Source organism: Adhaeretor mobilis, from assembly GCF_007741515.1.
In the GTDB taxonomy this organism is placed as follows: domain Bacteria; phylum Planctomycetota; class Planctomycetia; order Pirellulales; family Lacipirellulaceae; genus Adhaeretor; species Adhaeretor mobilis.
On record NZ_CP036263.1, the window covers coordinates 2,709,453 to 2,732,310 of the forward strand.

The window sequence follows — 22,858 nt, forward strand, 5'->3', positions numbered from 1 at the left end:
CCCCCATGTGGCTTCGACAAAAAACAGGATGGATTGGCGTTGATCTAGGCGGATCGAGTGTCAAGCTTGCGCAGCTGGTGTGGCGCGAGGGACGGCTAGTTATTGGCAGTTCAGCTATGGCCTCGCGCACCAAAGCATGGCTGCCCGAAGGAGGAGCTCGCCAAGTAAGCTTGGCCCCTGCTTCTTCCCATGCAGAATTACAAGAAGCAGCTCTACTTGGGCAGTCGTGGCAGGGCAAGTCTGCCGCCGCAGCCGTGTCGATGGCGGTCTGCGATAGCTATCAATCTCCCTTTCCTACAGAGGTTACCGATCACACCTTGCCCGATCAGGAATTTCAGAAATCGGCACTCTATCCTTTGCAACTCCGTCAAGTTGGTTGGTGGCCGGTCTCCGTACACACCAAAATGCCGCCTCATGCTTTGGTCGTGACGCTACCGAAATCATGGTCGGAGCGAATTAGTACCGACCTGGGACAGCAGCGGTGGAGTTGTCGTGCCATCGATGTTCTACCATGGTGTTTCTCACGAGCCGTGGGCCTCATGCAAGCCGATGGAAAGCCAGCCCTAGCCCCACAAGGCTTACAGGCCGTTATCGATTGGGGTTATTGCAAGGCAACCTGTGTGCTGCTCCGAGACGGAATCCCGATTATGGTCCGTACGCTCAAAGATGCGGGGTATTCTAACCTGTTCGATGCAGTGAGTTCTGAACTTGGGACAACGCCGTTAGAAACCCGACAGCTTCTGCACTCCTCCACTGTGGCTAGCGGAAACTCAACGAACTCGCCTGCAGAACAGGTTGTTAGGAGAATAGTCGATCCGCTCTTGAAGCGATTCGACAGAGAATTACTGCGAACCTTCGAGTATTGGAGTTCGCAAACACGTGGAGAAGTCATAGAACGCACCACCCTGTTCGGCGGTGGTTGCGCATTAGGTGGAATTGCTGGAAGAATCGCCCAACTCACAAACGTACCGGCCGAGGAATGGACTTTCCCACGAGCTAAGGATAACGGCGCTGGTATTCCGGCGTTCATGTTCGGGGCAGCCCTAGGCATGTCGGCGCTTGCCTGGGAGCAGTCATGAACAGATCTGTGAATCTCATGACCGATGCAGCGCTTCGCGACGTAACCATCCGCCGACACCGGCGGGTCTGGTTAGTTGTTCTGCCACTGCTCGTGGCAATCGTCGCAGTGCCTGTGGGGATGCGATGGAAAGAAGTCCGCCCCTTAGCCAATCAACGAGTAGCGCTTGAGCAACAGTATGAGCCAGCTCGACAAACGATTGTGGAGAACAAAAAGCTGAGTTCTCAGGTCAATCACTTGCTTACTGACGAGCGACTATCGATCTTGCTCTCAGAACAACGCCCCATATCCGCTCTATTAGGAGTCGTAAGCCATGCCGCGAGTGGCGAAGGAATGCAGGTGCGAGTTGAGCAATTTGATCTGCAAGAGCGCACCCCAGACGATACACTGCAAACCGGCCGCCGTGGCACCCTCCAACTACGTGGCTTGGCGGCTAGGGGTGAGGATGTGAGCCGCTTTGTCCAAGCCTTGCGTCAACCGCCATTTCAGTCGATACAGCTCGAAACCACCGAGAAAGTAAAGCTGCCTTCGTTCGATCTCGAATCCTTTTCCATTCGCTGTGAATACTAGAACGGTCACCTCGGATCAACTTATGCGACGTCAACTAAGATCACTCATCTGGACGGTTCACCTGATCGGTAGCCTCATTGCTGCCGTGACTTTGGTAGGGGTTTGGTATGGCGTGTATCAGCCTCTGAACGACCAAGCAGCGAGCGACGAAGTTCGCATCGCACAGCTCGAATCGCTGCTTGCACAGCCCAAAACATGGCAAGGCGAGAATAGTGAGCTACGACGGCAACATGTCAAATTGACCGGTGCCGTGGAACTTGCCAGTGAAAAGAGTGCGGGAGGAGCCCAAGACGATCTTTTCATCCGTGAAGCAGGCCAGCTAGCAGAGTCCCATCACCTAGAAGTACTCGACTGGAAACTTGGTGCAGATCGCCAAGTGGAACGGTTCACCGAAAGTTCCGTGCAGGGACACTTCCGCGGTAGCTTTGATAGCGTGTGCCGGTTCCTTGCCGCGATCAACCAAATGCCCCGAATTGCCAAAATGACCAAGCTCGCCCTGCACTCAGACGGTAAATCTGGCGACTATCCGGTTTACGCAACATTTGCGTTGTACTCGTCCACCCAACGCAACGATACAAGAGAGAAGGGAGGCGCTCTGTGAGGCATGCTCACCGCAAGAAATCCAATCCAAGTAAAATCGGTGCCACCCCAGGCAAGCTAGCAGTCGTTGGTTTGCTGAGTATTGTGCTAATTTTTGTCGTATTCCGAGGGGCAGGCAAGAATTCCGCCGTTCGACCCAGAGCAGCCTTGGCAGCTTCAAGCCTGAGCGAAGTGGTCGTGAATCCTCAAGGATCGAAGCCTAGTGAAGAGAGGAAAGCGGACGTCGCACTATTTAAGGGAGACTGGCCTCAGATTGCGATCGACAACGTTGTTGCGTTCGATCCATTGGGAACCGTGCTTCCTGGAGACGACGAGCGTGCTGCACTGGCAGGTGGCCAGCAGGAAGACACCGAAGGAGATGCTACGTTAGCGGGAATCAAGGAATCAGGCAGTGCAATTGTACTTCTTTCTGGCGGTGAAAAAATCGCCCGCTATGGAACGCTAGAATTGCGAATCGGAGACAAAGTTGGTGATTATCGCGTTCGCGATATTTCATCCGAGGGAGTTGTTCTGTCAGAGCACTAAGCAGCCGTGGTGGCTGTGGACTGACTTTGGCAGTTTGGATTCGACTGAACAAGGATGGTTCATGGGACGCAACGTGTCACATGCTTTGCTGCAACAATCGCACTATCGAGGACGGCGATCCGTGATTGCCACCACGGTTCTATGCTGCTTGCTGGCGTTGCAGATCGTCGTGGCGAATCCTCTGGCCGCACAGGAATCCCTTGAGAAGCCCCTCTCGCTGCAAGAACTACAGCACCAAGCAGCTGATTCGCTTCGGCACATTCAAAGCGAAGCCCTCAGAGACAGCACTGCTCCAACCCGTAGGTCTCTTCCGCCACAGTCCGCCAGCGCTAGGCAGAGTATCGGCCAGGGTTCCCTTCCGCAGAGGGCCAATCCACTGAAAGCCAATCCACTTACCACTGAACCGCTACCCCAAGCTGTCGTTGTTCCGCTGCAGCCCGCACCGGCTGCTGACAAGATCGCTATCCACGAAGCCGAGGGCAACATCTCGCTCATGGTGCGCGACGGATCTCTGCGTCAAGTCGTCTCGATGATTGCCGAGACCCAGCGATTGAATCTCGTGTTCGCTGGCTCGGTAGATGTGCAAATCACGGCCACGTTTGATCGCGTTCCTTGGCAGCAGGTTATGGATGCCATTCTGAATGCTTCGGGGCACACCAGCACATTTGCGAACAACGTGATCTTTGTTTCTTCAGTCGATTCGGCTGATTTTATTCCTCCAGGAGCTGGCGGGCGCGTTGTGCATGTATTCGAACTCGACTTTGCAGCCGCTGTGGACATCGACCAAGGCGTAGCAGGGCTGCTTTCTCAGGCCGGCAAGTCGTGGGTGTTAGAGAGCAGCTCGGTCGATAACCGCCGGACACGCGAAGCCGTGGTCGTCGTTGACTACCCGGCCTACCTGGAACGCATCCAGGATTTCATTTGCCAAAGCGATCAGCCGCCACGTCAGGTCATGATCGAAACGCACATTTTGCAGGTCGAGCTTTCCGACACATGCCGCAATGGTGTGAATTTCGAAGACCTCATTGGCTTGGGCTCAGGTAACCTGTCACTTCGCTCTACGGGTTTTGCCAATGCAGCCGCTTCGCCCTCGTTTTTTATCGAGTCCACAGGCAAAGCGCTCACCGGTTTAGTCGAGCTTTTGAAAACAACGACTGATGCTAAAACTCTCGCGTCGCCACGCATTAATGCGATCAACGGGCAAGAATCTCGCATCCAAATCGGCGAGCAATTGGGCTTCAAGGTTACGACCACTACACAAACCAGCACTCTGGAAAGCATCCAGTTCCTCGACGTAGGTGTCGTGTTGAGAGTAACGCCGCGAATCACCCGCGACGGCCGTGTACTCATGCGGATCAAGCCGGAAGTCTCCACCGGCAATGTCGACCCTGTCTCGGGCCTACCGTCGGAAGAAACCACCGAGGTCGAAACGGATGTGATGCTAGCCGACGGGCAAGGCCTTGTCATTGGCGGCCTGATTCAGGAGAAGGACTCGAACATTCAGAACAAGGTTCCACTGCTGGGCGATATTCCTTATCTAGGCGTGCTCTTTCAACGACGTGTAGTCGAGCGCTCTCGCTCTGAGATCATTGTGACGTTGGTGCCAAGAATCTTGCCATACGATGCGATTCGCCAAGAACGCAACGACTTCGACTTGCAGCGCACCCTCGATCCGCTCACCCAAGGAGCAATCTACTCGGCCCCGCGACCTTACGAACCAAAGATGGGCGACCCGCTCAGCAACCCGTATCGGCCCTTTCTCGCAAGGCGTTGCAGTGCTGAACAATGTGTCACGCATGGTACAGAGGAATTGCAGCCTCTTCCTGCTGTAGAAAGGGCCTATGAGACGCTGCCTCCAGAGATTGAGCTCGCCTATCCCACAGACCACATTCCGCTAAATTTACCTCAAGAGTAACTTCGTTGAGTTCGCGAAAGATTGGAGAGACGATGCCTAACCGAATCGAAGTCCCGGACGAACTGCAATCTCTTATTGAAAAGCGAGAGGGAGATGAGCGTCGCAACGAGACTGAACAAACCTCCAACGCACCGAAAGAAGATCGCCGCGAGGGCAAAGATCGCCGCAGTGAGAGTGAATAATCTCATGCCGAGAATTCTGCACGCTAGGAAATGCGGTATCCTATGGCCAAGCCTGCCACAGGCCATCGGTGCGTGACGTATTCTTCCTGCCAATAACTCCGGGTAGTTCCCTGGGCAGGTAGCGATCGCCGACGGCATGCTGCCTATGATCGCGATATCGGTCGTACGGCCGCACGCAAACGGGCGTGCTCATGGCAAAGTTGCCTGCGCCAAATGCAGTTAGTCGTATCGTCAGTTCGGCATCCGGTAGTAGGTCGAATTCTTCCTGCGGTTCCAAATGACGAAACTTCAGCTGCACCGTCATTACGCCGTCGACAAACTCATGAGGCCGTACGGCCTGAGTCCAGGTCTCGTCACGCCGAAACCGCTCACGCTCCGTCAGGCGTGCTTCATTCCACGGCCGATGCTCTGTCCAAAGCTGGGCATACAAGCTCCCACGTACTGCTACTGGTTGCCCATACTGATCCAGCAGGGCGAGACTCAGTAGGAATCCATCCGGGGCCGCGTCGCGATCTAGATTCGCCAATTGCACATCGATTATCTGTAGTGATGTTGCCCTAGCGCGTCCTGAATTTTCACCTAGTAGCCGCGAGCCAACGGCTCGCCGGTACCTCTGAGAAATCGCGTCGGCACCCACTGAATCGACGCTCGCTGAACTGACGCCAGGAGAAAAGTCGAACTTTGCTGCCGTCACGTACGCATCATGTTGTTCGCGTAGGGTTACAAGATCAACAGCCTGTCCTTCGCTTTCGACCGTAACAACTGCATCCCAAGAGACCGCCGAAGTCAATGCGATCCCCGCAGCTTCGCTGCGCACCCAAGCCGTCTGGTCATCGGTACGTTCGTCAAGTTGGCCGACCAATTCTCGCCCATCAAGAGTCGAGAGGATCAGCTCTGCCGCGCTGCAGTCAGCGTGGGCAAACAGAAGATGGGCACAGCACAGTAGAGTTAGTAATCCAATACGCATAATTGCCAATTTGGAGAAGTCGAGAAGTTCCGCGGCTATAACTATCCGCTCTCTCCATCCTGATTGGCTAAGTGATACATTTCTAGCAATTGGGCCCGCTGGCGGCAGGTTAGTGCAACTAGAGACCGCACATCTGCTATAAGCCGACTCCCAGTGGGTCATCTTGCGGCCGCCACTTGGTCGGGAGCCGAATATCCCGCGGACTCACGCCTTGCACTCGCGCTAATTTGCGTAAGTCAGGCCAGCGAAGCCACTTAGGTCCCACCAATTGCAATCTTCCTCGCGGCCTGCATAATGGTGTACAGGCGTATCGTAACGGCAGGCCGTTTTGTGAGATTTGAGGTATTCGATGTCAAACACCAAAGCTGCAATGCTTGCCATCCTCTTCAAGCAGGAAAGCTACCAACTCATCGGAGCCTGCTTCGAGGTCTACAACCAAATGGGCCACGGCTTCCTAGAGCCCGTCTATCAAGAATGTCTGGAGTTGGAGTTCGGACTGCAAAAGGTTTCATTTGCTGCGCAACCAAAATTGAAACTTGAATACAAAGACAACGAACTAGAGGCAATCTGCAAGCCAGACTTTGTCTGCTACGAAAAGATCATCATTGAGATTAAGGCGATAAGCGAATTTCATGATGTGCATCGAGCTCAGGTTCACAATTACCTCAAAGCAACCGGCTATCGGCTTGGGTTGTTGGTGAATTTTGGCTCCGCGTCGAAACTGAAATATGAACGCATAGTCAAATAAATATTACATTCCACGAATCCAACGAATATCACGAATATAAAGCGAGAGGTTTAAACCAGTAGCGATGCAACAAACATTCGTGAGATTCGTACAATTCGTGGTTCAAAATAAGACCCTTTAAGCAGGTCGAATTTCCCATGTTAGCCAAACTACAAACCTACTCGCTCCTTGGCATCGACGCATTGCCCGTGGAGGCAGAAGTCGATGTATCGCCTGCTGCCATACCGAAGACGGTACTTGTCGGATTGCCTGAGGCGGCCGTGCGGGAGAGTGTGCATCGTATTGAACGGGCACTGGTGAACAGTGGTTTCGTGCGACCTGATAACCGCGTGGTTATTAACCTTGCCCCGGCAGAACTTCCCAAGCAGGCCGCTTCGTTTGATTTACCTGTGGCGTTGGGCATGCTTGCGGCCAGCGGTCAGTTCGAATCGGATTTATTGAGCCGCTATGCCGTGGTGGGGGAACTTGCACTCGATGGTAGCACACGAACGGTTAAAGGGGCGCTCTCGATGGCAATGGCGGCAGTGAAACAGGAAGGGATCGAGACGCTAATCGTCCCTCACGAGAATGCCGCTGAAGCAGCTGTGGTCGAGGGTCTACAGGTGATTGCCGTAGAAAGTCTCACCCAGGCAGCTACTTTCCTCTCTGGAAGGCTAGCGATTGAGCCCACGCCTTCGCGCGTCGAGAAGATGTTTGAGGAACTCGACTGGTACGAAGAAAACTTCGCCGACGTGCGAGGACAAGAGCTTGCTAAACGCGCCGTCATGCTGGCCGCGGCCGGTTCGCACAATTTACTGATGGTAGGACCGCCCGGCGCGGGCAAGACGATGCTTGCCAAACGCGTGCCTACGATTATGCCGCGACTCACGGCAGAGGAATCGATCGAAACCACGCGAATCTACAGCGCCATGGGCAAGTTGCCAGCCAGTCGACCGCTAATGGTGCGACGACCGTATCGCGCACCACATCACACGATTAGCAATGCGGGACTAGTGGGTGGCGGATCGATTCCTTCGCCCGGGGAAATTAGCCTCGCCCACAACGGTGTGCTGTTTCTCGATGAACTGCCGGAGTTCAATCGGCAAACGCTGGAAGTCCTGCGGCAACCGCTCGAAGACGGGCAAGTATCGATCAGTCGAGCGTTACGCTCTACCGACTTTCCTGCGGACTTCATGCTGCTTGCTTCGCTTAATCCGTGCCCTTGCGGCTATCGCAATGATCCGCGCCGTGATTGCCATTGCAGCGGTCCGCAAGTCGAACGTTACATGAGCAAGATCAGCGGTCCGTTGCTCGATCGCATCGACTTGCACCTGGAAGTAGCCGCCGTACCCTTCAGCGAGCTTGCTAACGGCCGGCCCGGCACAACGAGCGAGCAAATGCGCGAGCAAGTGGAGGCGGCCCGAGAAACACAAGCTACCAGATTCAACGGCACAAACATCCGCAGCAACGGTCAGATCAGCAGCCGACAATTACGCGAACTGTGTCCACTCGACCAACCAGGCAAGCAACTCTTAGAAACAAGCGTAAACGAGATGGGCCTATCTGCTCGAGCTCACGACAAAGTGCTGAGAGTCGCCAGAACGATCGCCGACGTCGAAGCAAGCCAGGACATCAAGGCCGAGCACATCGCTGAGGCAGTAAACTACCGAATGCTCGACCGGCAGTTTTGGACGTGAATGGCGAAAGCTGCGAAACAATTTGGCCACGGATGGCACGGATAACACGGAAATTGACCGTGGGAAAGCTACTGTTCGAAGAAATCACCGGAGCGATCATTGGTTCTGCATTTGAAGTACATAAGCACTTGGGATATGGATTCCTCGAGAGTGTGTACAAGAGAGCGATGCAAGTCGAGCTACTTGAGCGAAGACACAAGTGTGTCACCGAACACCAAATGATCGTGAGGTTTAAGAACACAGTGGTTGGTAACTTCTCTGCGGACCTGCTTGTCGATGAGCTGGTCCTCGTTGAGTTGAAAGTTGCAAAACAACTGAACCCACTGGAGGAGCCTCAATTGCTCAACGAGCTGGTGGCAACAGGCAAGAAAGTTGGCTTGCCTATCAACTTTGGAAAAGAGCGGGTCGAATTCAAACGCATGGTCAACTAAGCCGAAAATCGATCCGTGCTATCAGTGACATCCGTGGCTAAGCCTAAGGTTTGGCCCGCTTTCCAGTTTTTCGCTGCTTGCTCGTAGATTTGCTTGATTTCTTCGCATTCTCCGCCTGGCCGGTCATTTCGTACAGGAACCGGCTAGGCGTAGTTTCGCGTGGCTTTCCCCACTTGCGTCGGGTGAGGGCGAAACTAAGTGTCAGCTTTTCCTGTGCGCGGGTAACGCCCACGTAACACAGTCGGCGTTCCTCATCGATGGCTGAGGCTTCTACCGCTTCGAGTGATCGACGATGCGGAAGAATGCCTTCCTCCATACCAACCATATAGACGTAAGGGTACTCAAGCCCCTTCGCAGAGTGCATGGTGAGCAGCGCAACCGCGTTGCGAGCCAGTTCCTTTTCCTTGTCATCCCCCAGGTCGTCGCCTCCCACAGCCACGTCGTCGAGGAATTCTCGGAGTGTCGCTTCGTCGTTGCCGTCGGAATAGTTGGTGGCTGCGTTGATCAGCTCTTCCACCGAGGCGCGGCGTGCTTCGCGATCATTGGGATCGGGATAGATGCGATCGAGCTCTCGGTGATAGTTGGAACGATCAACCACTGCGTCCGCCAGCTTGCCAGGAGGCAAACGCTCCGCAAGCTCTTGCAGATCTTGGATGAGCTTCTGGAACTTCTGTACGGAGCCAGCTGCTGCGGCGGGGAGCCCGCCTGTGGAGAGCACCTCAGGAATCGCTTCCCAGAGTGGCTTGCCGCGTTCAACCGCCGCGGCCATGAGTGACTTGACGGTCGAGGCGCCGATTCCTCGGGGGGGCGTATTGATGATCCTCAGCATCGAAGATTCATCAGTCGGATTGCTGACGACTTTGAGATAAGCAACCAAATCCCGGACCTCCTTGCGATCGAAGAAGCTCATGCCGCCCAGCAACACGTAGGGCAGTTTCGCCTTGCGAAGCTCGGTTTCAAAGATGCGTGGCTGCTCATTGGTGCGACATAGGATGGCAAAGTCACCCGCTTTGATGCCAGGTTGTTGCAAGGCAAGCTGAATGCCAGTAATCACGGTCTCCGCTTCCTGAGTCTCGTCCTGAAGCTGAAGAATCTGAGGCCGCTGGCCGGCACCGCGCGCGGGGCGGAGAATCTTGTCGTGGCGTTGACTGTTGAAAGCGATGAGCGTGTTGGCATAGTCGAGAATCGCGCCGGTCGAACGGTAATTCTCCTCTAGCCGCACGACCTTGGCCTCTGGCCAATCCTTAGTGAACCGAAGGATGTGTTGTACCTCCGCACCGCGCCAGCCGTAGATTGATTGATCGTCGTCCCCCACGACACACAAATTACGATGTCCCATCGCCAGCGCCTTCACAATGCGATACTGGCTGCCGTTGGTGTCTTGATATTCGTCCACAAGAATCTGGTCGAACAGTCCCGCTTCTTCACGGCGAATCGCCGGATGCTTGGTCATAAGCTGTTCGGTGAGCAGCAAGAGATCGTCGAAATCGGTCGTCCCGCGAAGCTTGAGCTTGCTCTGGTAGCGTCGGTAGGCAGCAGCAGCCAAGTGTTCGCGATCACTTTCCGCTACTGAGGCCGCTTCCTTTGGCTCGATCGACTGGTTCTTCCAATTGCTGATGATTGCTAAAAGATCGCCCGGACGGAGTGTTTCATCGGGGACGCGGATTTCACGAAGCGCGGTGCGGGCGATGGATTCCTGGTCGCCACGGTCGCAGATCGTAAATTTCTCTGGATAGCCTAGCTGATGAATATGCCGACGCAGGATTTTCACGCACAGACTGTGGAACGTAGAAATTAGCGGGCGAGGTTCCTTCTTCTTGCCACGCTTCCTTGAGGCGCCCTTTTTACCTCGCGAGAGCAGCACCGCGGCTCGCTCTTGCATTTCGCCTGCTGCTTTTCGCGTAAAAGTCACCGCAAGAATGCGCTCCGCAGGAGTGCCACGGCGGATCAGCTCGGCAATTCGGGTCGTCACCACACGCGTCTTGCCGGTTCCAGCCCCCGCCAGTACCAACATGGGGCCCGTAAGGGTCTGCACGGCATCTCGTTGTGCGGGATTCAGGCCGGCCATGCTGAGATAAGGGATTCGCGTTGACTAGGTTTCGGGGGAGCAGCGCTACTGAGAGTAGTGCTGCCATGCGGTGTTGTCGTTCGGTGCTGCCATGAAAGGGGCAATCGGGGTGATTGGCAGTGTAACCAGGATTGTTGGCTTCACGTAAGGCGTCCCAGTACAGGAATCGCTACGAGCTCCCGCAGATCGTCTCCGCTTGACGCAAGTCCTTGCCTAGCCTTACACTTCGGTCTTAACTGGTGCTCTTTTGCCATGAGTTTGGTCCGCACCGACAACTTCAATACCTTATGGCCCGCACAGGGCGATTCACTATGAAGACTGAACATCGTCACGAACTGGAAACCAACGATCTGGCCAAGCGAATGGCTGTCTGGATCGAGGCCGTAAAGCCCTACAGCAAGTGGATCCTAGCCAGTTTGGGACTGCTGCTGGGCATGTATCTTGCCACGAGCTACTGGGGTGCTCAGCGAGCTCAAGAAGAACGCGATTTCTGGGAAGCGTACCAGCCTGCCGTCTTCGAGGGGACCACTTCGCTAGATTATGATGCGGTGCGCCTCGTTGCTGAGAGTGAGGACTTTTCCGTAAACGGGCAGGAATGGGCCTATTTGACTTGGGCAGATCGTCAGCTATTTCTCGCTTCCAGGGCCTACCTGATGAATCGTGATGTAGCCTTAGAAGAAGTGAACTCGATCTTGGGGATCTACGAACAACTTTCCACATCGGCCAGCAGTGCCGATGCACGTAATCGTGCTCAGTTCGGGCTCGCCCGCTGTCTAGAACTACAAAACAAACCCGATCAAGCGGCCGATGCGTACTCGAAAGTTCGCGGAGCATTCCAAGCCGTTGCGCAAAAGCGGCTGCAAGCTTTGGATTCCAAAGACCGACAGGCGGCCATCGAATGGCTTGCTACTGCGGAATTGCCATCGGCGAATTCGCTGGGTGGCGGAATGCCGGGCGTTCGTCCCGGCTTTGCTGCTGACTTACCTCAGGCCGACCCTGCCGAAGAGGATCGCGTATCCTCAGGTTCCATCGAGGAGTTATTGGGGAAAATCGAAGGAGATGAAGAGGGCGACGTGAAGGATCGTTATGAAGAGGATCCCAAGGAAGAGGCGGCAGTAGGAACTGAGGCCGAGAAGACTAAGGCCGAGAAAACTGAGCCCGTCGCCACAGAAGAAGTGCCGAGCAATGAGGGGTCTGATGAAGTTGAGACTGAGACTGAGGAAGAGGACGAGCCCGCGGCTGCGACCGAAGAGAAATGACCGCCGCCAGTCGATCTGACGATGGCGAATATTCCAGTGGCCAGCCTGCCGGCGAGGGGCACTCGATCAAAGTGCCTACGGAGTGTGCTGGGCAGCGACTGGATGCGTTTCTGGCCTCCGAACTCTCTCACTTAAGCCGCGTGCAGATTCGTCGCGGAATCGACGCAGGCGAGTGCTTAGTAGACGGACGAGTACGCAAACCGTCTTTCAAGCTCTCTGGCGAAGAGTCCCTTGATCTGCAATTGTCTGCACCTGCTCCAACCGGGCCGGAGCCGGAGCCGATCGACTTGGACATCCTCTACGAGGATGATCATCTTGCTGTGGTTAACAAGCCGGCTGGGATGGTCGTGCATCCTGCAAAGGGCCACTGGGCCGGTACCTTGGCCAGCGCGTTAGCGTTTCGCTTTCAGAATCTCAGCAGTGTTGGTGGCGAGACTCGCCCGGGGATTGTGCATCGGCTTGATCGCGACACTTCGGGCGTGATCGTAGTGGCAAAAACGGATGTCGCGCATCGTCATTTGGCGAAGCAATTTCAAGATCGCACAGTGAAGAAGGAATATCTGGCGATTGTCTCCGGCCGCCCTGATCGCGATCGCGACCAGGTAGACTTCCCGATTGGCCCCCACCCATCGAAGCGGGAGAAGATGGCGCTCAATGCCGATCACCCCGATAGCCGACAGGCTCAGACGTTCTATGAAGTCTTGGAACGCTACCCTGGTTTCTCGACGGTTCGCGCTGAGCCCAAGACGGGCCGAACGCATCAAATCCGCCTGCACATGCTGCACGCGGGGCACGCAATCTTGTGCGACAAGCTGTACGGTGGACGATCGCAATTGACGATGGGCGATCTCCGATCGATCGTTCGCGTGAAGCATTTGCAAGACAAGACGGCTGACGAAGTAGTTCTTCTCGACCGGCAAGCCCTGCATGCTCATCGCATTACTATCACCCATCCAGATTCGGGGGAAATCCAGACCTTCGAAGCTCCCATTGCCCCTGATATCGCAGCAATGCAATCCCTGTTGCGAGAAATCGCCAAAGCGCGGTAAAACGCTCGCCATTGCTGGCACCTATCGGGGGAACAGCGATTCATGAGGCAAGAGGCTCACCGGTGCTGCGCCATCTCGGCGGCGTTACCGATTTACTCAATTTGGAGAGGGCATTGCGATGGGAATGATCAAGGAATTCAAAGAGTTTGCTATGAAGGGCAACGTCGTTGACATGGCTGTTGGCATTGTGATTGGTGGTGCCTTCGGTGGCATCATCAAAGCACTCGTGGATAAAATCATGATGCCGATCACTGGCGCTTTGACCGGTGGAGTTGATTTTTCTGATCGAGCATACACGCTTAGTGTGCCCGGCTTGGCAGAAGGCACTGCCGCCCCTGAGATTGGTTGGGGAGCGTTCCTGCAGGCGTTGATTAACTTTTTGATAATCGCCTTTTGCTTGTTTATGGTAATTAAGGGAATGAACTCTTTGAAGAAGACAGAAGAAGCTGCTCCAGCTGAGCCACCTGAAGAGATCAAGCTCCTTCGCGAGATTCGCGATAGCTTAGTAAAAGCCTAGGAACGATAAGAATCGCATGGTAGTTGGCTGTGCCCCTGCCGTGGGATTTTTCGTGCGCTGCTGATTGGCTACTACAAATCGGTTAGAGCGTCGTGTCCGAGGGTGGCGAGACAACTACGTCACCAAACACCGCCCCCATGAGATCACGCGTGCCGAGCGTGCGCGGGCTCACGAACATTTCCCCAGCTTCGAAGCCAGCAGTTTGGCCGAGCATCTTCGCCCAAGATTCTACACGGGGGAAGATACTCTGCTTCTCGGGGGGGAACTGGGTTGCGTAGCAGCGAACAGCATCAAGTTTTGTGTTTAGAGTGTCGCTAATATCACACACGATCTGTCCAGGCCCGTCCATGGGTGTTGCGCTGTAAAAGGCGAGCGTGTAGTAGAGTTGTGCATCGATTTTGTGAGTTGGCAAACCGTCAAAGTGCTCGTCCCATTTAGTGAGTCGCGAATAAAAGATTGCCGCGTCGGTGATCTGCATCGCCTGCCAGTGGTCGGGCGAAGCGAGCGGCGTTTTCTCGCCGAATCCGAGGACCAATCGTGGGCGATACTTGCGGAATTCAATAGCCAGTTGAACGCGGGCCTCAAATGAATCAAACAGCCGACGATTTGGCAAATCGAGTGTGATTCGCTCGTGAACGCCTAGCATTTCAGCGGCTCGTCGCGCTTCCTCAAGCCGCACTTCAGGCCCAGGAGAACCGGGGGTAGGCTCGCCGTCAGTGAGATCCACAATGCCAACCCGGTAACCTTGCCCAACGAGTCTGGCTAAGGTACCCCCGCAGGCGATTTCCACATCGTCAGGGTGCGCTCCGACGGCCATCACATCCAGCGGTTGGAAGTCGTCGATGTTCATCGCGTTACCGTTTCCCCTTGGTTATCGTAACTCGGCGATCTTGTAGTTTTACTTTGCCCGCGGCCAATAACTTTAATACATGAGGGTAGGCATCCTTTTCGGTTTCGAAAACTCGAGCCGCCAAAGTCTCGGCGGTGTCGTCTTCAAACACGGGAACAGGCTGCTGCCAGATGATCGGTCCGTGATCGTATTGGTTATCGACAAAGTGTACCGTGACGCCTGTTACCTTTGCCCCGTAATCGATGACTGCCTGATGCACACGCTGGCCATACATGCCTTGGCCGCAGAAGGCCGGGATGAGCGAGGGGTGAATGTTTACCACACGGCCAGCAAAATCATCCGGCACAGGAGCGAGCTTGAGGAACCCGGCCATTGCCACGTAATGGACTTCCGCCTGCCGGCAAGCGTCGAAAACTGCCTGGCCATAGTCCTGATCGCTCGAATAGCTTTTCCTGTCGATTACCGCGGTCGGTATTCCCGCCTGTTCTGCAATTTTCAGCCCACCAGCCTTTGGATTGCTAGAAACAACTAGCTTAACCTCCACCGGGAGGTTTCCCTCTGCAGCCAGTTGGAGCATGTTCTCCAAAGACCGACCCCCACCGGAAATCAATACAGCAAGGCTAATTTGTGACGGAAGTGATGACATAGTAGTTGGCTGCAGAACGAGTGGTGCCTAAGTGCGACCCGGGAAAACTCTAATCTCTCCGTTTCCTCCGGATCAATGAGAATGGCGACTGACTACCTTCACGAATAGCTTGGTGGCATGTTCTCCAATCTTGATGTCGGTCGCTTCTACATCAGGCAAGGCCGTTGTTAGGATTGAATTGCTCAAGGTCTCGCCAGCTAGGTAGTCTTGAAATTCACTCAGAGCCTGTTGCAGCGGCTTCGATTCTGTGACGGCGCCTACTTCGATGCGATCAGTAAACTCGCAACCCAATTCTTTGCGTCGATCTTGAATGACACGCACCAGGTCGCGGGCTAGTCCCTCAGCAACAAGTTCGTCGGTAAGCTCCGTCGCGAGCACGACGACCACTCCGCGATCGTTGGCGGCTGCCCAGCCTTCCTTGGCGGAGAGGCGCACCTCGATCTCATCGTCGGTAAGCTCGACCGATTCGCCTTCGACTTCCAGCGTGACTTTGCCATCGCTCTTCATCAAGGTAAGTAACTCCGCTCCATCGGATTTCCCCAGGGCCTGCTTCACCTTCGGCATGAGCTTGCCGAGCTTCTTACCGAGCAGTTTGAAGTTGGGCAACACTTGATAGTCGACATACTTCTCCGGCTGGTCGCTGAATTCGACTGCTTTCACGTTCAGCTCTTCCGCAATGACATTGGCGTGCTCCGCCAGCCATGCTTGGTGTGTGGGATCCGCAAGAATGACTTCAACTTTGGCGAGCGGCTGGCGCACTTTGAGCTCAGCACTCGTGCGAGCGTTGCGACCGAGTGAAGAGATCAGCCGTACTAAGTCCATACGCTCTGAGAGCTGAGCATCGACTACCGTTGTGTCGCTCTCAGGATACTCGCAAAGGTGGACACTTTCCGGAACAGCTGAGCCGGCAAGTGGCTGTGCGGAAAGTTGTTGCCAAAGATTCTCGGCCAGGAATGGCGTAAAAGGCGCGATCATCTTCGTGGTAGTGATCAAGCACTCGTACAGCGTCCAGTAGGCATCGAGCTTGCCGCGATCTTGTTTGTCCTTCGCCCAGAACCGATCGCGACTTCGCCGCACGTACCAGTTGGAGAGCGCATCAACAAAAGCGATGATCCCCTGACAGGCGTTGTAGTTGTCGTACTCATCCATCCGCTCGACAACAATCGCTAACGTACGATGCAACTCGCTAAGGATCCAGCGATCCAGCTCGCCACGTTCCGCAGCCGGTCGAAATGTTTCGTCGCTTGGAGTCTTCACTCCAAAGCTGGCCGACTGGGGCTCAAATCCATCGATATTCGCATAGATCGTAAAGAAACTATAGACATTCCACAGCCGCAAGAGGAACTCCGGCACGCTGTCCTTGATGGCCTGCTCGCTGTATCGGATGGAAGTCCACGGCGGTTGGTTCGCGAAGAAGTACCAGCGTAGGGCATCCGCGCCGTAGAGATCGAAGATCTCACTCGGCGCACGGTAGTTCCGCTTGCTCTTGCTCATCTTCTGCCCGTCTTCACCCAGCATCAGTCCGAGCACGATACAATTCTTGAAAGGATGGGGTGCCGGCTGATTGTCTCCAAACAGCATGGTTGAAATAGCAACCTGCGAGTAGAACCAACCTCGCGTTTGATCGAGGGCTTCGCTGATAAAGTCAGCGGGAAACTGGCTCTCGAAGCGTTCTCGTTCGGGGCCGTCCTCTTGGCCACGGTAGCCCCATTGGGCGAAGGGCATCGCGCCGCTGTCGTACCAGCAATCGATCACCTCAGTGACGCGCTGCATGGTGGCGCCACATTCGCAGCTAAAAGTAACCGCGTCGATGTAAGGTTTGTGAACACGCAGGTCGTCCGGCAATTCGGGATTCTTTGCCTTGGCCTCGTCCCAAACCTCGAACCCCGCCGCTTGCGGCTTAGCCAAAATCTCCTCAAAATCCCCCACCGCTTCCTTCCGCCCACAGGCCTCGCAAACCCATACGGGTAACGGCGTGCCCCAAAATCGTTCGCGACTGAGCGCCCAATCGACGTTCGACTCCAGGAATTTTCCGAATCGCCCGCCTTTGATGTGCTCGGGCAGCCAATTGATCTCCGCATTGTTGGCGAGCATCGCGTCCTTGAACTCAGTGGTTTTGATAAACCAACTCTCGCGCGGGTACTGGATGAGCGGATCTTCTTCGGCACGCCAGCAGAACGGATAATCATGCAAATACTGCTCTTGATGGAACATCAACCCGCGCTCTTTCAAGTCGCGATTGATGTCCTTATCGCAATCCTTTACCCAGCGCCCACGAACAAATTCTGGCGCCTCGTCTGTGAATTTGCCGTCGGGGGCAACGCAGTTAACGAGTGTTGGACCTTCACCCGTGGCAAATCGAGCTTGCTCAGCAACAAGCACATCGTAATCGACTTCACCGAAAGCGGGGGCCTGATGCACAATACCAGAACCACTCTCAGTAGTCACAAAATCCGCAGCCACAACGCGCCAAGCGAGCCAATCTTCCGTTTCGCTGGCCTCAGGGTTGTCGGCAAGTTTGCCGCGCTGGGCGCCACCCAGTTTGTAAGGAACATCTCCTGCTTGATCACGTAAAGATTGCCGATGCTGAGCACCCGCCAAAGTGTAGTAGGTGTCGAAGGGTGGCACGTAACGTCGACCAATCAACTCTTTGCCAAGGCACGTTGAAACGACTTTGAGATCGCGCTTGATCTTGGTGGCCAGCGTCTCGACGAGATCGCTTGCGAGCACGAGCCCCTCGCCGGTTTCCGCGTCCTCAACCGTAGAGTACTCGATCTCTGGATGAACGGCTGCAAACTGATTTGAGGGCAACGTCCAAGGAGTTGTCGTCCACACGACGAGCGAGGTCTTCGTGACTTGCCCATCTTCCAGGAGCGGGAACTTTACAAACACGCTCGGGTCGGCCACTTCGCGATAGCCTTGACCCACTTCGCCGGCAGAGAGCGCCGTGCCGCCTTGGGCCCACCACCACACGATCTTGTGGCCTTGGTAAAGCAGCCCGCGATCGAACAATTGTTTGAGGCTCCACCACACGCTCTCCACGTAGCTTTGATGGTAGGTGACGTAGGCCTCTTCGAGATTGACCCAGAAGCCGAGACGTTCGGTCAGGCGTTCCCATTCCTGCATGTAACGCCAGACGCTTTTCTGGCAGAGCTGGATGAATGGCTCGATGCCGTAGTTCTCGATGTCCTCTTTGCTATGGATGCCTAGTTCTTTACAGACTTCCACTTCAACCGGCAAGCCGTGCGTGTCCCAGCCGGCTTTGCGTTCGCAGCGGTAGCCGCGCATCGTCTTGTAGCGAGGGAATAAGTCTTTGATCGAGCGTGTGAGGCAATGCCCTGGGTGCGGCATGCCATTAGCCGTGGGCGGGCCTTCGTAGAACACAAACGGCGGAGCTTCCGCGCGCGCGGCGAGGGTTTTCTCGTAAATGCCGTTCTCTTTCCAGAAATCGAGAATGGCCTCTTCACGCTGAGGAAACGACTTTTCTTTATCGACAGGGGGGAACATAGCTAACTGGGAAAGTGGAAAGGGTGTAGGCAACAACCGCTTGTGGCTAAGTGGCAGTAACGAATCTGATAGCTTACCGAGAAACGAGACCATTCCCCAGGGGCATCGGTTCACGAGACTCGGTATACGCCTAAAGTTGCCGGCTAAGCCGCAAGCGGCGTGGTTTAGAATGGCGTGGCCTAGAGCAACTCTCCGCTCACCACATCCGTGGCATCGAGCTTGCCGCTCTCTGCACCAAGGCCTTCTTCCACGTCGTGCAAGGTTTGATCGATGCTGCGCCTGGCGCTGAGGTAATAGATCGCTCCGATGGACGCCACGACGTAGGTCATCGCCCGATAGGTCAGGGCCACGAGCGTGCCATCGCCTTTGGCGCAGCCCACCGTTTTATAGAGGATTTCCATCGTGGCCTCGAACGTGCCCAGGCCGCTGGGGGTCAAGGGCAGGGCACCGGCGAACAGGCTGAGTGGGCCGATCAGTAGCATGCTGGCGAAGCTGGGAGCCTCTAGCGGCAGCCCAGAACCGATCGCCCACAGCCCAGTCGCAAGGAGCAGGTGGGTGCCAATGCCGAGCAGGATCGTTGTGAGTACGACGCCGCGTTGGTCGCGGTACTCACGCGCAGCATCTACTAATTGGGCCAACGTCGACCCGATTCCCGGCACAACGGAAGCTTGGTTTCTGATCGCATCGCTGGTCATTGCAGGGATAAACAGGGCAATCAGCGCTCCGGTGCCAATCACCGCCGCCGCCGCGACAATCTGGGCCATCGTGCGTAGGCCCTCGGAGGATTCGCTCAGCCCGCCGGCGATCAACAAGCCAATGCTTGCCACCAAGATCATGGCGTAGAGGCCCACAATACGATCGATCACGACCGTGGCCACCGCGTGAGTTTGGTGCTCTGGCTGCTCGCGGGCAATGACGAGCGCCTTGAATAAGTCGCCGCCAATGCTGCCAAGCGATACTTGGCTGAGTAAAAATCCCAGTGATCCAAGTCGGAACGCGTCTTTCAATGAAAAGCTGATTCCCAGTGCCTTCACGAGCAGATACCAGCGGATGCAGCTAAGCGAGAAGGCTGACAGTATTGCTACTTGAGCTAGCAGCAGACGAGACCACTCTTTAGGCTCGCTGATGAGGCGCGTGAATACATCATCCCCACGTAGTCTGTAAAGCAAGAAGCCGAGAATACCTACTGCCAGCAGCACCTTGGCAGTGGCGATGAGTCGATGTCGGCGTTTTGCGGCAGAGTCTGGCATGCGATAGGGACTATGGGATTTGGGGGCTAAGTGAGCCCTTTGCGTTGACAATCCTCAGTCTCAGTGATAGTTTCACTTTTCGACTCAACGGTGTCTGCCCCGCGAGCCGAATTATCCCAAGTGCTACGTTTTTAGGAATGCCTAGGCAAAGCACGAGGTCCTACGGGGGATTAGCTCAGTTGGGAGAGCGTTTGGCTGGCAGCCAAAAGGTCACCGGTTCGAGCCCGGTATCCTCCACTTTGATCGCGTCACAGGCAACCGTGCTGTTGCTGACGGCGCTGTCGTTAGGCAGACTAGCGGGCCTGAGTCGGCGACTACCCAACTGCCAATCCCGAATTGGCGTTGTCGTCCGCAGAAGCCTGTCTTTCCACATCTAGCTGGCTGCGAGATCAACAGGCAACCCTGTGGACTTGTCCACTAGGCTACTTCCTAAGGCCAGAATTGACTCTCAGTTATGGCCTCATCAGTGTTAGAAGGGGTCGAGCCCGCTGGGGGGGCAGCCCAGCCCAACCCGCCCGGTTCTAGCTGGTTTAGCCTTCGCCGCAAGTTGGCTGTGGGAATGTTTCTCCAGCACTACAGCTTGGGCCTGTGGTTCGTTACGCTTGGCAGCTTCATCGCGGCCAATACTGGTGATCTCGGGCTGGGGATCTTTACCGCTGGTTTTGCAGGCTTTGCAGTCGGGGCAGCCTCGATTGGCGCGATCGCTTCGCCGTTTCTAACCGGCTTGCTAGCTGATCGCTACATCCCCGCAGATAGGTTGCTCTTAGTGCTGCACCTATTGGCGGCAAGCATGCTAACGGTAGCGGTGAATGCAGCCTCTCAAGCAACATTTCACACGGCGCTCGTTGGGTTCTTTATCTGCTACATTCCCACAAATTCGCTGACAAACGCTCTCGTATTCCATCATTTGCCCGATAACACCCGAGAATTTCCCATCGTACGAGCTTGGGGAACCATCGGCTGGGTTTTGGCGGGCGTGACGGTCGGCTGGTTGTGGCCGAGTTTCACCGGGCATTCGATCGAGAGGGCGATTACCCCGATGAAACTGGGTATTGCGGCGGAAATCCTCTCCGCCGTGTATTGCCTTTGCCTGCCCCACACGCCACCTGCGAAATTAGGCCAAATCCGACGTAAATCGACTTTAGCGCGTCGGCTATTGAGTGGGGAAACGCTTGAATTATTGAGTGCACCGACCATGGCGCTTTCGCTAGTAGTGGCATTCCTGGCGGCCCTGCCAACGCAATTTTACTACGGCTACGGCAATCTGTACTTCAACCACCTAGAACTCGGCCATGCCGCTGCCAAGATGACTCTCGGGCAGATCGTCGAAGTGGGCTGTATGCTCCTGCTACCCCTTCTCTTAGTTCGCGTTGGCTTGAAAGCGGTGCTGCTTGCCGGCGTAGGATGTTGGGCTCTGCGGTACGGTTTCTTGGCGATTGTTGCCGGGAGTTCGACCGAGACTGTAAGGGTGGTCCTCATGTACGCTGCAATTCTATTGCATGGGGCAGCCTATACCTTCGTGAGCATTACTCTGCAGGTACACGTGAATCAGGTGTCCGGCAGTCGGTTTCGCGCGACCGCTCAAGGCTTGTTAGTAATTTGCTCTTCGGGATTGGGGCACTTAACGAGTTCTGTTCTAGCTGGGATATCTGAACGAACGCTGCTCACCAGCACAGTTGGAGCCGTCGATCCAGAACGCTGGCTCCAATTCTGGCTCGTTCCCGCCGCGATCTCAGCAAGCTGTTGGATTCTGATCGCAGTGGGATTCACTCCCGGCAAAAGAAGGCAGATTTCATGAGCAAACACTTCAGAAGTTCGCGTAGCAACTACAGAAATCTGACTGATTCCGGCTGCCAGGTGAAAGTAACGCTGCAGAATAGTTGTTCTGAACCCTCCCGTGGCGGGGTGAATTCCAATTGCTCTGAGCCGTATCTATGTTGTCAGCGATGTTAAAAACTGCCGATATTACCCAATCTTCGTTTTTTTGTGTGCCGATTAGTTGCATTTCATCGTTTGCTTGCTTAAAATGCTTGGGAGTGGGAGGTCTTTATAGGTTCGTCTGGGCAGACGGTTCCTCCCTCTATGCTTGTGAAGCCTTGGGTTTTCCATGCTTCCCGAGTGGGCCAGTTTTTTTCACAAAGACTTATCTCAACTTACAACTGGAACTGGGTAGCCTAATGACTTCGAATAGATTGTTCTCCAAGGCCTTTGCGGCCTGCGGTCTTGCGATCGCTGTGATCTGCGCGCACAGTGCGGATGCGGCATCTATCTCTTACCCGGACGTTTCTGTCCCTTCAGCTGGAGTCAAGTTCACTGATATCAGTGAAGACTCAGCTACCGATCCAACGCCTCTTTACGGTGCTCCCGATGGTTTCATAGTCGGTCTGGATTTCGACCCATCAGGATTTGCCGCCTTCAGCGCGGGCGGTGGTGGCGACATTACTGACGGCCAACTCAACTTCAACGTAGAGACTCTTCCGGAAGTCGGTCTAACCTCCATTACCGTAAAAGAGAATGGACTAACCGTCCTCACTGGCACCGGCACAGCTGCCACAAATGTATCGGCCGTGGCCTACATTGAAGTGAGTATTACGGCTCTCGATGGAATTGACCTAGGTGCACCAATCAACCTACCTGCCGAGATTGTGAGCTACTCAGCGGACTTGCTAACTGATCCAGGCGGGTCGGCCTGGGATCTAGACGCTACTGTCGGATTGACGGGCCACGGAGGTTTGGTTACGAAGGTTGAAGTCGTAATCAACAACAATCTGACTGCAATCAGTGAAGCCGCGTCGAGTGCCTTCATTGAAAAGAAAGAATTTCAAATCGTCATCATTCCTGAGAATGATCGGAACGAAGTCCCTGAACCAGCCTCGATTGCATTGCTTGGACTGGCCCTTTGTGGTGCCGGCCTCGCTGGTCGCAGACGCTAGACTTCACCCTGGGGCGGCAACGCCCGAGCGAGGAGCTTTCGACTAAGAGAGAGAGAGCCCTGCCGACTTCGGTGGGGCTCTTTTTCG

Annotated in this window: 20 protein-coding genes and 1 tRNA gene; 15 read left to right on the forward strand and 6 right to left on the reverse strand. The window is 55.1% G+C overall.

What is annotated here, in order from left to right; translation table 11 throughout:
• The first annotated feature begins 5 nt into the window (after positions 1-5).
• The 6 genes from HG15A2_RS10665 to HG15A2_RS23935 all read left to right on the forward strand — a co-directional run bounded on the left by HG15A2_RS10665 (position 6) and on the right by HG15A2_RS23935 (position 4,870).
• Positions 6-1,079 (forward strand): type IV pilus biogenesis protein PilM, encoded by a 1,074-nt coding sequence (locus HG15A2_RS10665; protein ID WP_145060240.1) that lies wholly within the window; start codon positions 6-8, stop codon positions 1,077-1,079.
• Complete coding sequence (locus HG15A2_RS10670; RefSeq protein WP_145060241.1) at positions 1,076-1,648, forward strand: PilN domain-containing protein; 573 nt, start codon at positions 1,076-1,078, stop codon at positions 1,646-1,648. Before HG15A2_RS10665 ends, HG15A2_RS10670 begins: the two co-directional genes overlap by 4 nt.
• A 22-nt stretch (positions 1,649-1,670) precedes the next feature.
• Entirely contained in the window at positions 1,671-2,249 is a 579-nt protein-coding gene (gene pilO / locus HG15A2_RS10675; RefSeq protein WP_145060242.1) for a type 4a pilus biogenesis protein PilO, read from the forward strand.
• Positions 2,246-2,773: a hypothetical protein gene (locus tag HG15A2_RS10680; protein WP_145060243.1), complete on the forward strand. Its 528-nt coding sequence runs from the start codon at positions 2,246-2,248 to the stop codon at positions 2,771-2,773. Before pilO ends, HG15A2_RS10680 begins: the two co-directional genes overlap by 4 nt.
• A gap of 61 nt (positions 2,774-2,834) precedes the next feature.
• Positions 2,835-4,688, forward strand: coding sequence for a type II secretion system protein GspD (locus HG15A2_RS10685; RefSeq protein ID WP_218932483.1), 1,854 nt, complete (start codon positions 2,835-2,837; stop codon positions 4,686-4,688).
• Positions 4,689-4,720: 32 nt separating this feature from the next.
• Entirely contained in the window at positions 4,721-4,870 is a 150-nt protein-coding gene (locus HG15A2_RS23935; RefSeq protein WP_218932484.1) for a hypothetical protein, read from the forward strand.
• A gap of 40 nt (positions 4,871-4,910) precedes the next feature.
• Here the strand turns inward: HG15A2_RS23935 and HG15A2_RS10690 are convergent, their stop codons facing one another.
• Positions 4,911-5,837: a hypothetical protein gene (locus tag HG15A2_RS10690; RefSeq protein ID WP_145060245.1), complete on the reverse strand. Its 927-nt coding sequence runs from the start codon at positions 5,835-5,837 to the stop codon at positions 4,911-4,913.
• Positions 5,838-6,186: 349 nt separating this feature from the next.
• On the opposite strand from HG15A2_RS10690, the gene HG15A2_RS10695 reads away from it, so the two are divergent.
• From HG15A2_RS10695 to HG15A2_RS10705, 3 genes are all read left to right on the forward strand, one after another.
• Positions 6,187-6,585, forward strand: coding sequence for a GxxExxY protein (locus HG15A2_RS10695; protein WP_218932485.1), 399 nt, complete (start codon positions 6,187-6,189; stop codon positions 6,583-6,585).
• 137 nt (positions 6,586-6,722) lie between these two features.
• Complete coding sequence (locus tag HG15A2_RS10700; RefSeq protein WP_145060246.1) at positions 6,723-8,261, forward strand: YifB family Mg chelatase-like AAA ATPase; 1,539 nt, start codon at positions 6,723-6,725, stop codon at positions 8,259-8,261.
• A 59-nt stretch (positions 8,262-8,320) separates the two neighbouring features.
• Positions 8,321-8,692, forward strand: a complete 372-nt coding sequence (locus tag HG15A2_RS10705) for a GxxExxY protein (protein WP_218932486.1) — start codon at positions 8,321-8,323, stop codon at positions 8,690-8,692.
• Positions 8,693-8,735: 43 nt separating this feature from the next.
• Here HG15A2_RS10705 and HG15A2_RS10710 read toward each other — a convergent pair whose 3' ends face one another.
• The gene (locus HG15A2_RS10710; RefSeq protein WP_218932487.1) at positions 8,736-10,760 is read right to left on the reverse strand and encodes an ATP-dependent helicase; all 2,025 of its coding nucleotides are present in this window, start codon (positions 10,758-10,760) and stop codon (positions 8,736-8,738) included.
• Positions 10,761-11,071: 311 nt separating this feature from the next.
• Here HG15A2_RS10710 and HG15A2_RS10715 point away from each other — a divergent pair, with 311 nt between their 5' ends.
• The 3 genes from HG15A2_RS10715 (at position 11,072) to mscL (ending at position 13,585) form a co-directional block, all read left to right on the forward strand.
• Complete coding sequence (locus HG15A2_RS10715; protein ID WP_145060249.1) at positions 11,072-12,019, forward strand: hypothetical protein; 948 nt, start codon at positions 11,072-11,074, stop codon at positions 12,017-12,019.
• Positions 12,016-13,068: an RluA family pseudouridine synthase gene (locus tag HG15A2_RS10720; RefSeq protein ID WP_145060250.1), complete on the forward strand. Its 1,053-nt coding sequence runs from the start codon at positions 12,016-12,018 to the stop codon at positions 13,066-13,068. Before HG15A2_RS10715 ends, HG15A2_RS10720 begins: the two co-directional genes overlap by 4 nt.
• 118 nt (positions 13,069-13,186) lie before the next feature.
• The gene (gene mscL, locus HG15A2_RS10725; protein WP_145060251.1) at positions 13,187-13,585 is read left to right on the forward strand and encodes a large conductance mechanosensitive channel protein MscL; all 399 of its coding nucleotides are present in this window, start codon (positions 13,187-13,189) and stop codon (positions 13,583-13,585) included.
• Between the two features lie 82 nt (positions 13,586-13,667).
• Here mscL and HG15A2_RS10730 read toward each other — a convergent pair whose 3' ends face one another.
• The 4 genes from HG15A2_RS10730 to HG15A2_RS10745 form a co-directional block, all read right to left on the reverse strand.
• Positions 13,668-14,435, reverse strand: coding sequence for a PIG-L family deacetylase (locus HG15A2_RS10730; protein ID WP_145060252.1), 768 nt, complete (start codon positions 14,433-14,435; stop codon positions 13,668-13,670).
• Between the two features lie 4 nt (positions 14,436-14,439).
• Positions 14,440-15,081 (reverse strand): phosphoribosylglycinamide formyltransferase, encoded by a 642-nt coding sequence (gene purN / locus HG15A2_RS10735; RefSeq protein ID WP_145060253.1) that lies wholly within the window; start codon positions 15,079-15,081, stop codon positions 14,440-14,442.
• A 72-nt stretch (positions 15,082-15,153) separates the two neighbouring features.
• Positions 15,154-18,588 (reverse strand): isoleucine--tRNA ligase, encoded by a 3,435-nt coding sequence (gene ileS / locus HG15A2_RS10740; RefSeq protein ID WP_145060254.1) that lies wholly within the window; start codon positions 18,586-18,588, stop codon positions 15,154-15,156.
• 179 nt (positions 18,589-18,767) lie between these two features.
• Positions 18,768-19,838 carry a lysylphosphatidylglycerol synthase transmembrane domain-containing protein gene (locus HG15A2_RS10745; protein WP_145060255.1) on the reverse strand — a complete coding sequence of 357 codons (1,071 nt, stop codon included), beginning with the start codon at positions 19,836-19,838 and terminating at the stop codon, positions 18,768-18,770.
• 164 nt (positions 19,839-20,002) lie between these two features.
• Here HG15A2_RS10745 and HG15A2_RS10750 point away from each other — a divergent pair.
• The 3 genes from HG15A2_RS10750 to HG15A2_RS10760 all read left to right on the forward strand — a co-directional run bounded on the left by HG15A2_RS10750 (position 20,003) and on the right by HG15A2_RS10760 (position 22,771).
• Positions 20,003-20,075: transfer RNA gene (locus tag HG15A2_RS10750), tRNA-Ala, on the forward strand.
• A 217-nt stretch (positions 20,076-20,292) separates the two neighbouring features.
• Positions 20,293-21,636, forward strand: coding sequence for an MFS transporter (locus tag HG15A2_RS10755; RefSeq protein WP_145060256.1), 1,344 nt, complete (start codon positions 20,293-20,295; stop codon positions 21,634-21,636).
• A gap of 379 nt (positions 21,637-22,015) precedes the next feature.
• Positions 22,016-22,771 carry a PEP-CTERM sorting domain-containing protein gene (locus HG15A2_RS10760; RefSeq protein WP_218932488.1) on the forward strand — a complete coding sequence of 252 codons (756 nt, stop codon included), beginning with the start codon at positions 22,016-22,018 and terminating at the stop codon, positions 22,769-22,771.
• Positions 22,772-22,858: the final 87 nt, after the last annotated feature.

Coding starts and splice junctions, on each gene's coding strand:
- HG15A2_RS10665 (WP_145060240.1), top strand. CDS start 6: ATGTGGCTTCGACAAAAAACAGGATGGATTGGCGTTGATCTAGGCGGA.
- HG15A2_RS10670 (WP_145060241.1), top strand. CDS start 1,076: ATGAACAGATCTGTGAATCTCATGACCGATGCAGCGCTTCGCGACGTA.
- pilO (WP_145060242.1), top strand. CDS start 1,671: ATGCGACGTCAACTAAGATCACTCATCTGGACGGTTCACCTGATCGGT.
- HG15A2_RS10685 (WP_218932483.1), top strand. CDS start 2,835: ATGGGACGCAACGTGTCACATGCTTTGCTGCAACAATCGCACTATCGA.
- HG15A2_RS23935 (WP_218932484.1), top strand. CDS start 4,721: ATGCCTAACCGAATCGAAGTCCCGGACGAACTGCAATCTCTTATTGAA.
- HG15A2_RS10690 (WP_145060245.1), bottom strand. CDS start 5,837: ATGCGTATTGGATTACTAACTCTACTGTGCTGTGCCCATCTTCTGTTT.
- HG15A2_RS10695 (WP_218932485.1), top strand. CDS start 6,187: ATGTCAAACACCAAAGCTGCAATGCTTGCCATCCTCTTCAAGCAGGAA.
- HG15A2_RS10700 (WP_145060246.1), top strand. CDS start 6,723: ATGTTAGCCAAACTACAAACCTACTCGCTCCTTGGCATCGACGCATTG.
- HG15A2_RS10710 (WP_218932487.1), bottom strand. CDS start 10,760: ATGGCCGGCCTGAATCCCGCACAACGAGATGCCGTGCAGACCCTTACG.
- HG15A2_RS10715 (WP_145060249.1), top strand. CDS start 11,072: ATGAAGACTGAACATCGTCACGAACTGGAAACCAACGATCTGGCCAAG.
- HG15A2_RS10720 (WP_145060250.1), top strand. CDS start 12,016: ATGACCGCCGCCAGTCGATCTGACGATGGCGAATATTCCAGTGGCCAG.
- mscL (WP_145060251.1), top strand. CDS start 13,187: ATGGGAATGATCAAGGAATTCAAAGAGTTTGCTATGAAGGGCAACGTC.
- HG15A2_RS10730 (WP_145060252.1), bottom strand. CDS start 14,435: ATGAACATCGACGACTTCCAACCGCTGGATGTGATGGCCGTCGGAGCG.
- purN (WP_145060253.1), bottom strand. CDS start 15,081: ATGTCATCACTTCCGTCACAAATTAGCCTTGCTGTATTGATTTCCGGT.
- ileS (WP_145060254.1), bottom strand. CDS start 18,588: ATGTTCCCCCCTGTCGATAAAGAAAAGTCGTTTCCTCAGCGTGAAGAG.
- HG15A2_RS10745 (WP_145060255.1), bottom strand. CDS start 19,838: ATGCCAGACTCTGCCGCAAAACGCCGACATCGACTCATCGCCACTGCC.
- HG15A2_RS10755 (WP_145060256.1), top strand. CDS start 20,293: ATGGCCTCATCAGTGTTAGAAGGGGTCGAGCCCGCTGGGGGGGCAGCC.
- HG15A2_RS10760 (WP_218932488.1), top strand. CDS start 22,016: ATGACTTCGAATAGATTGTTCTCCAAGGCCTTTGCGGCCTGCGGTCTT.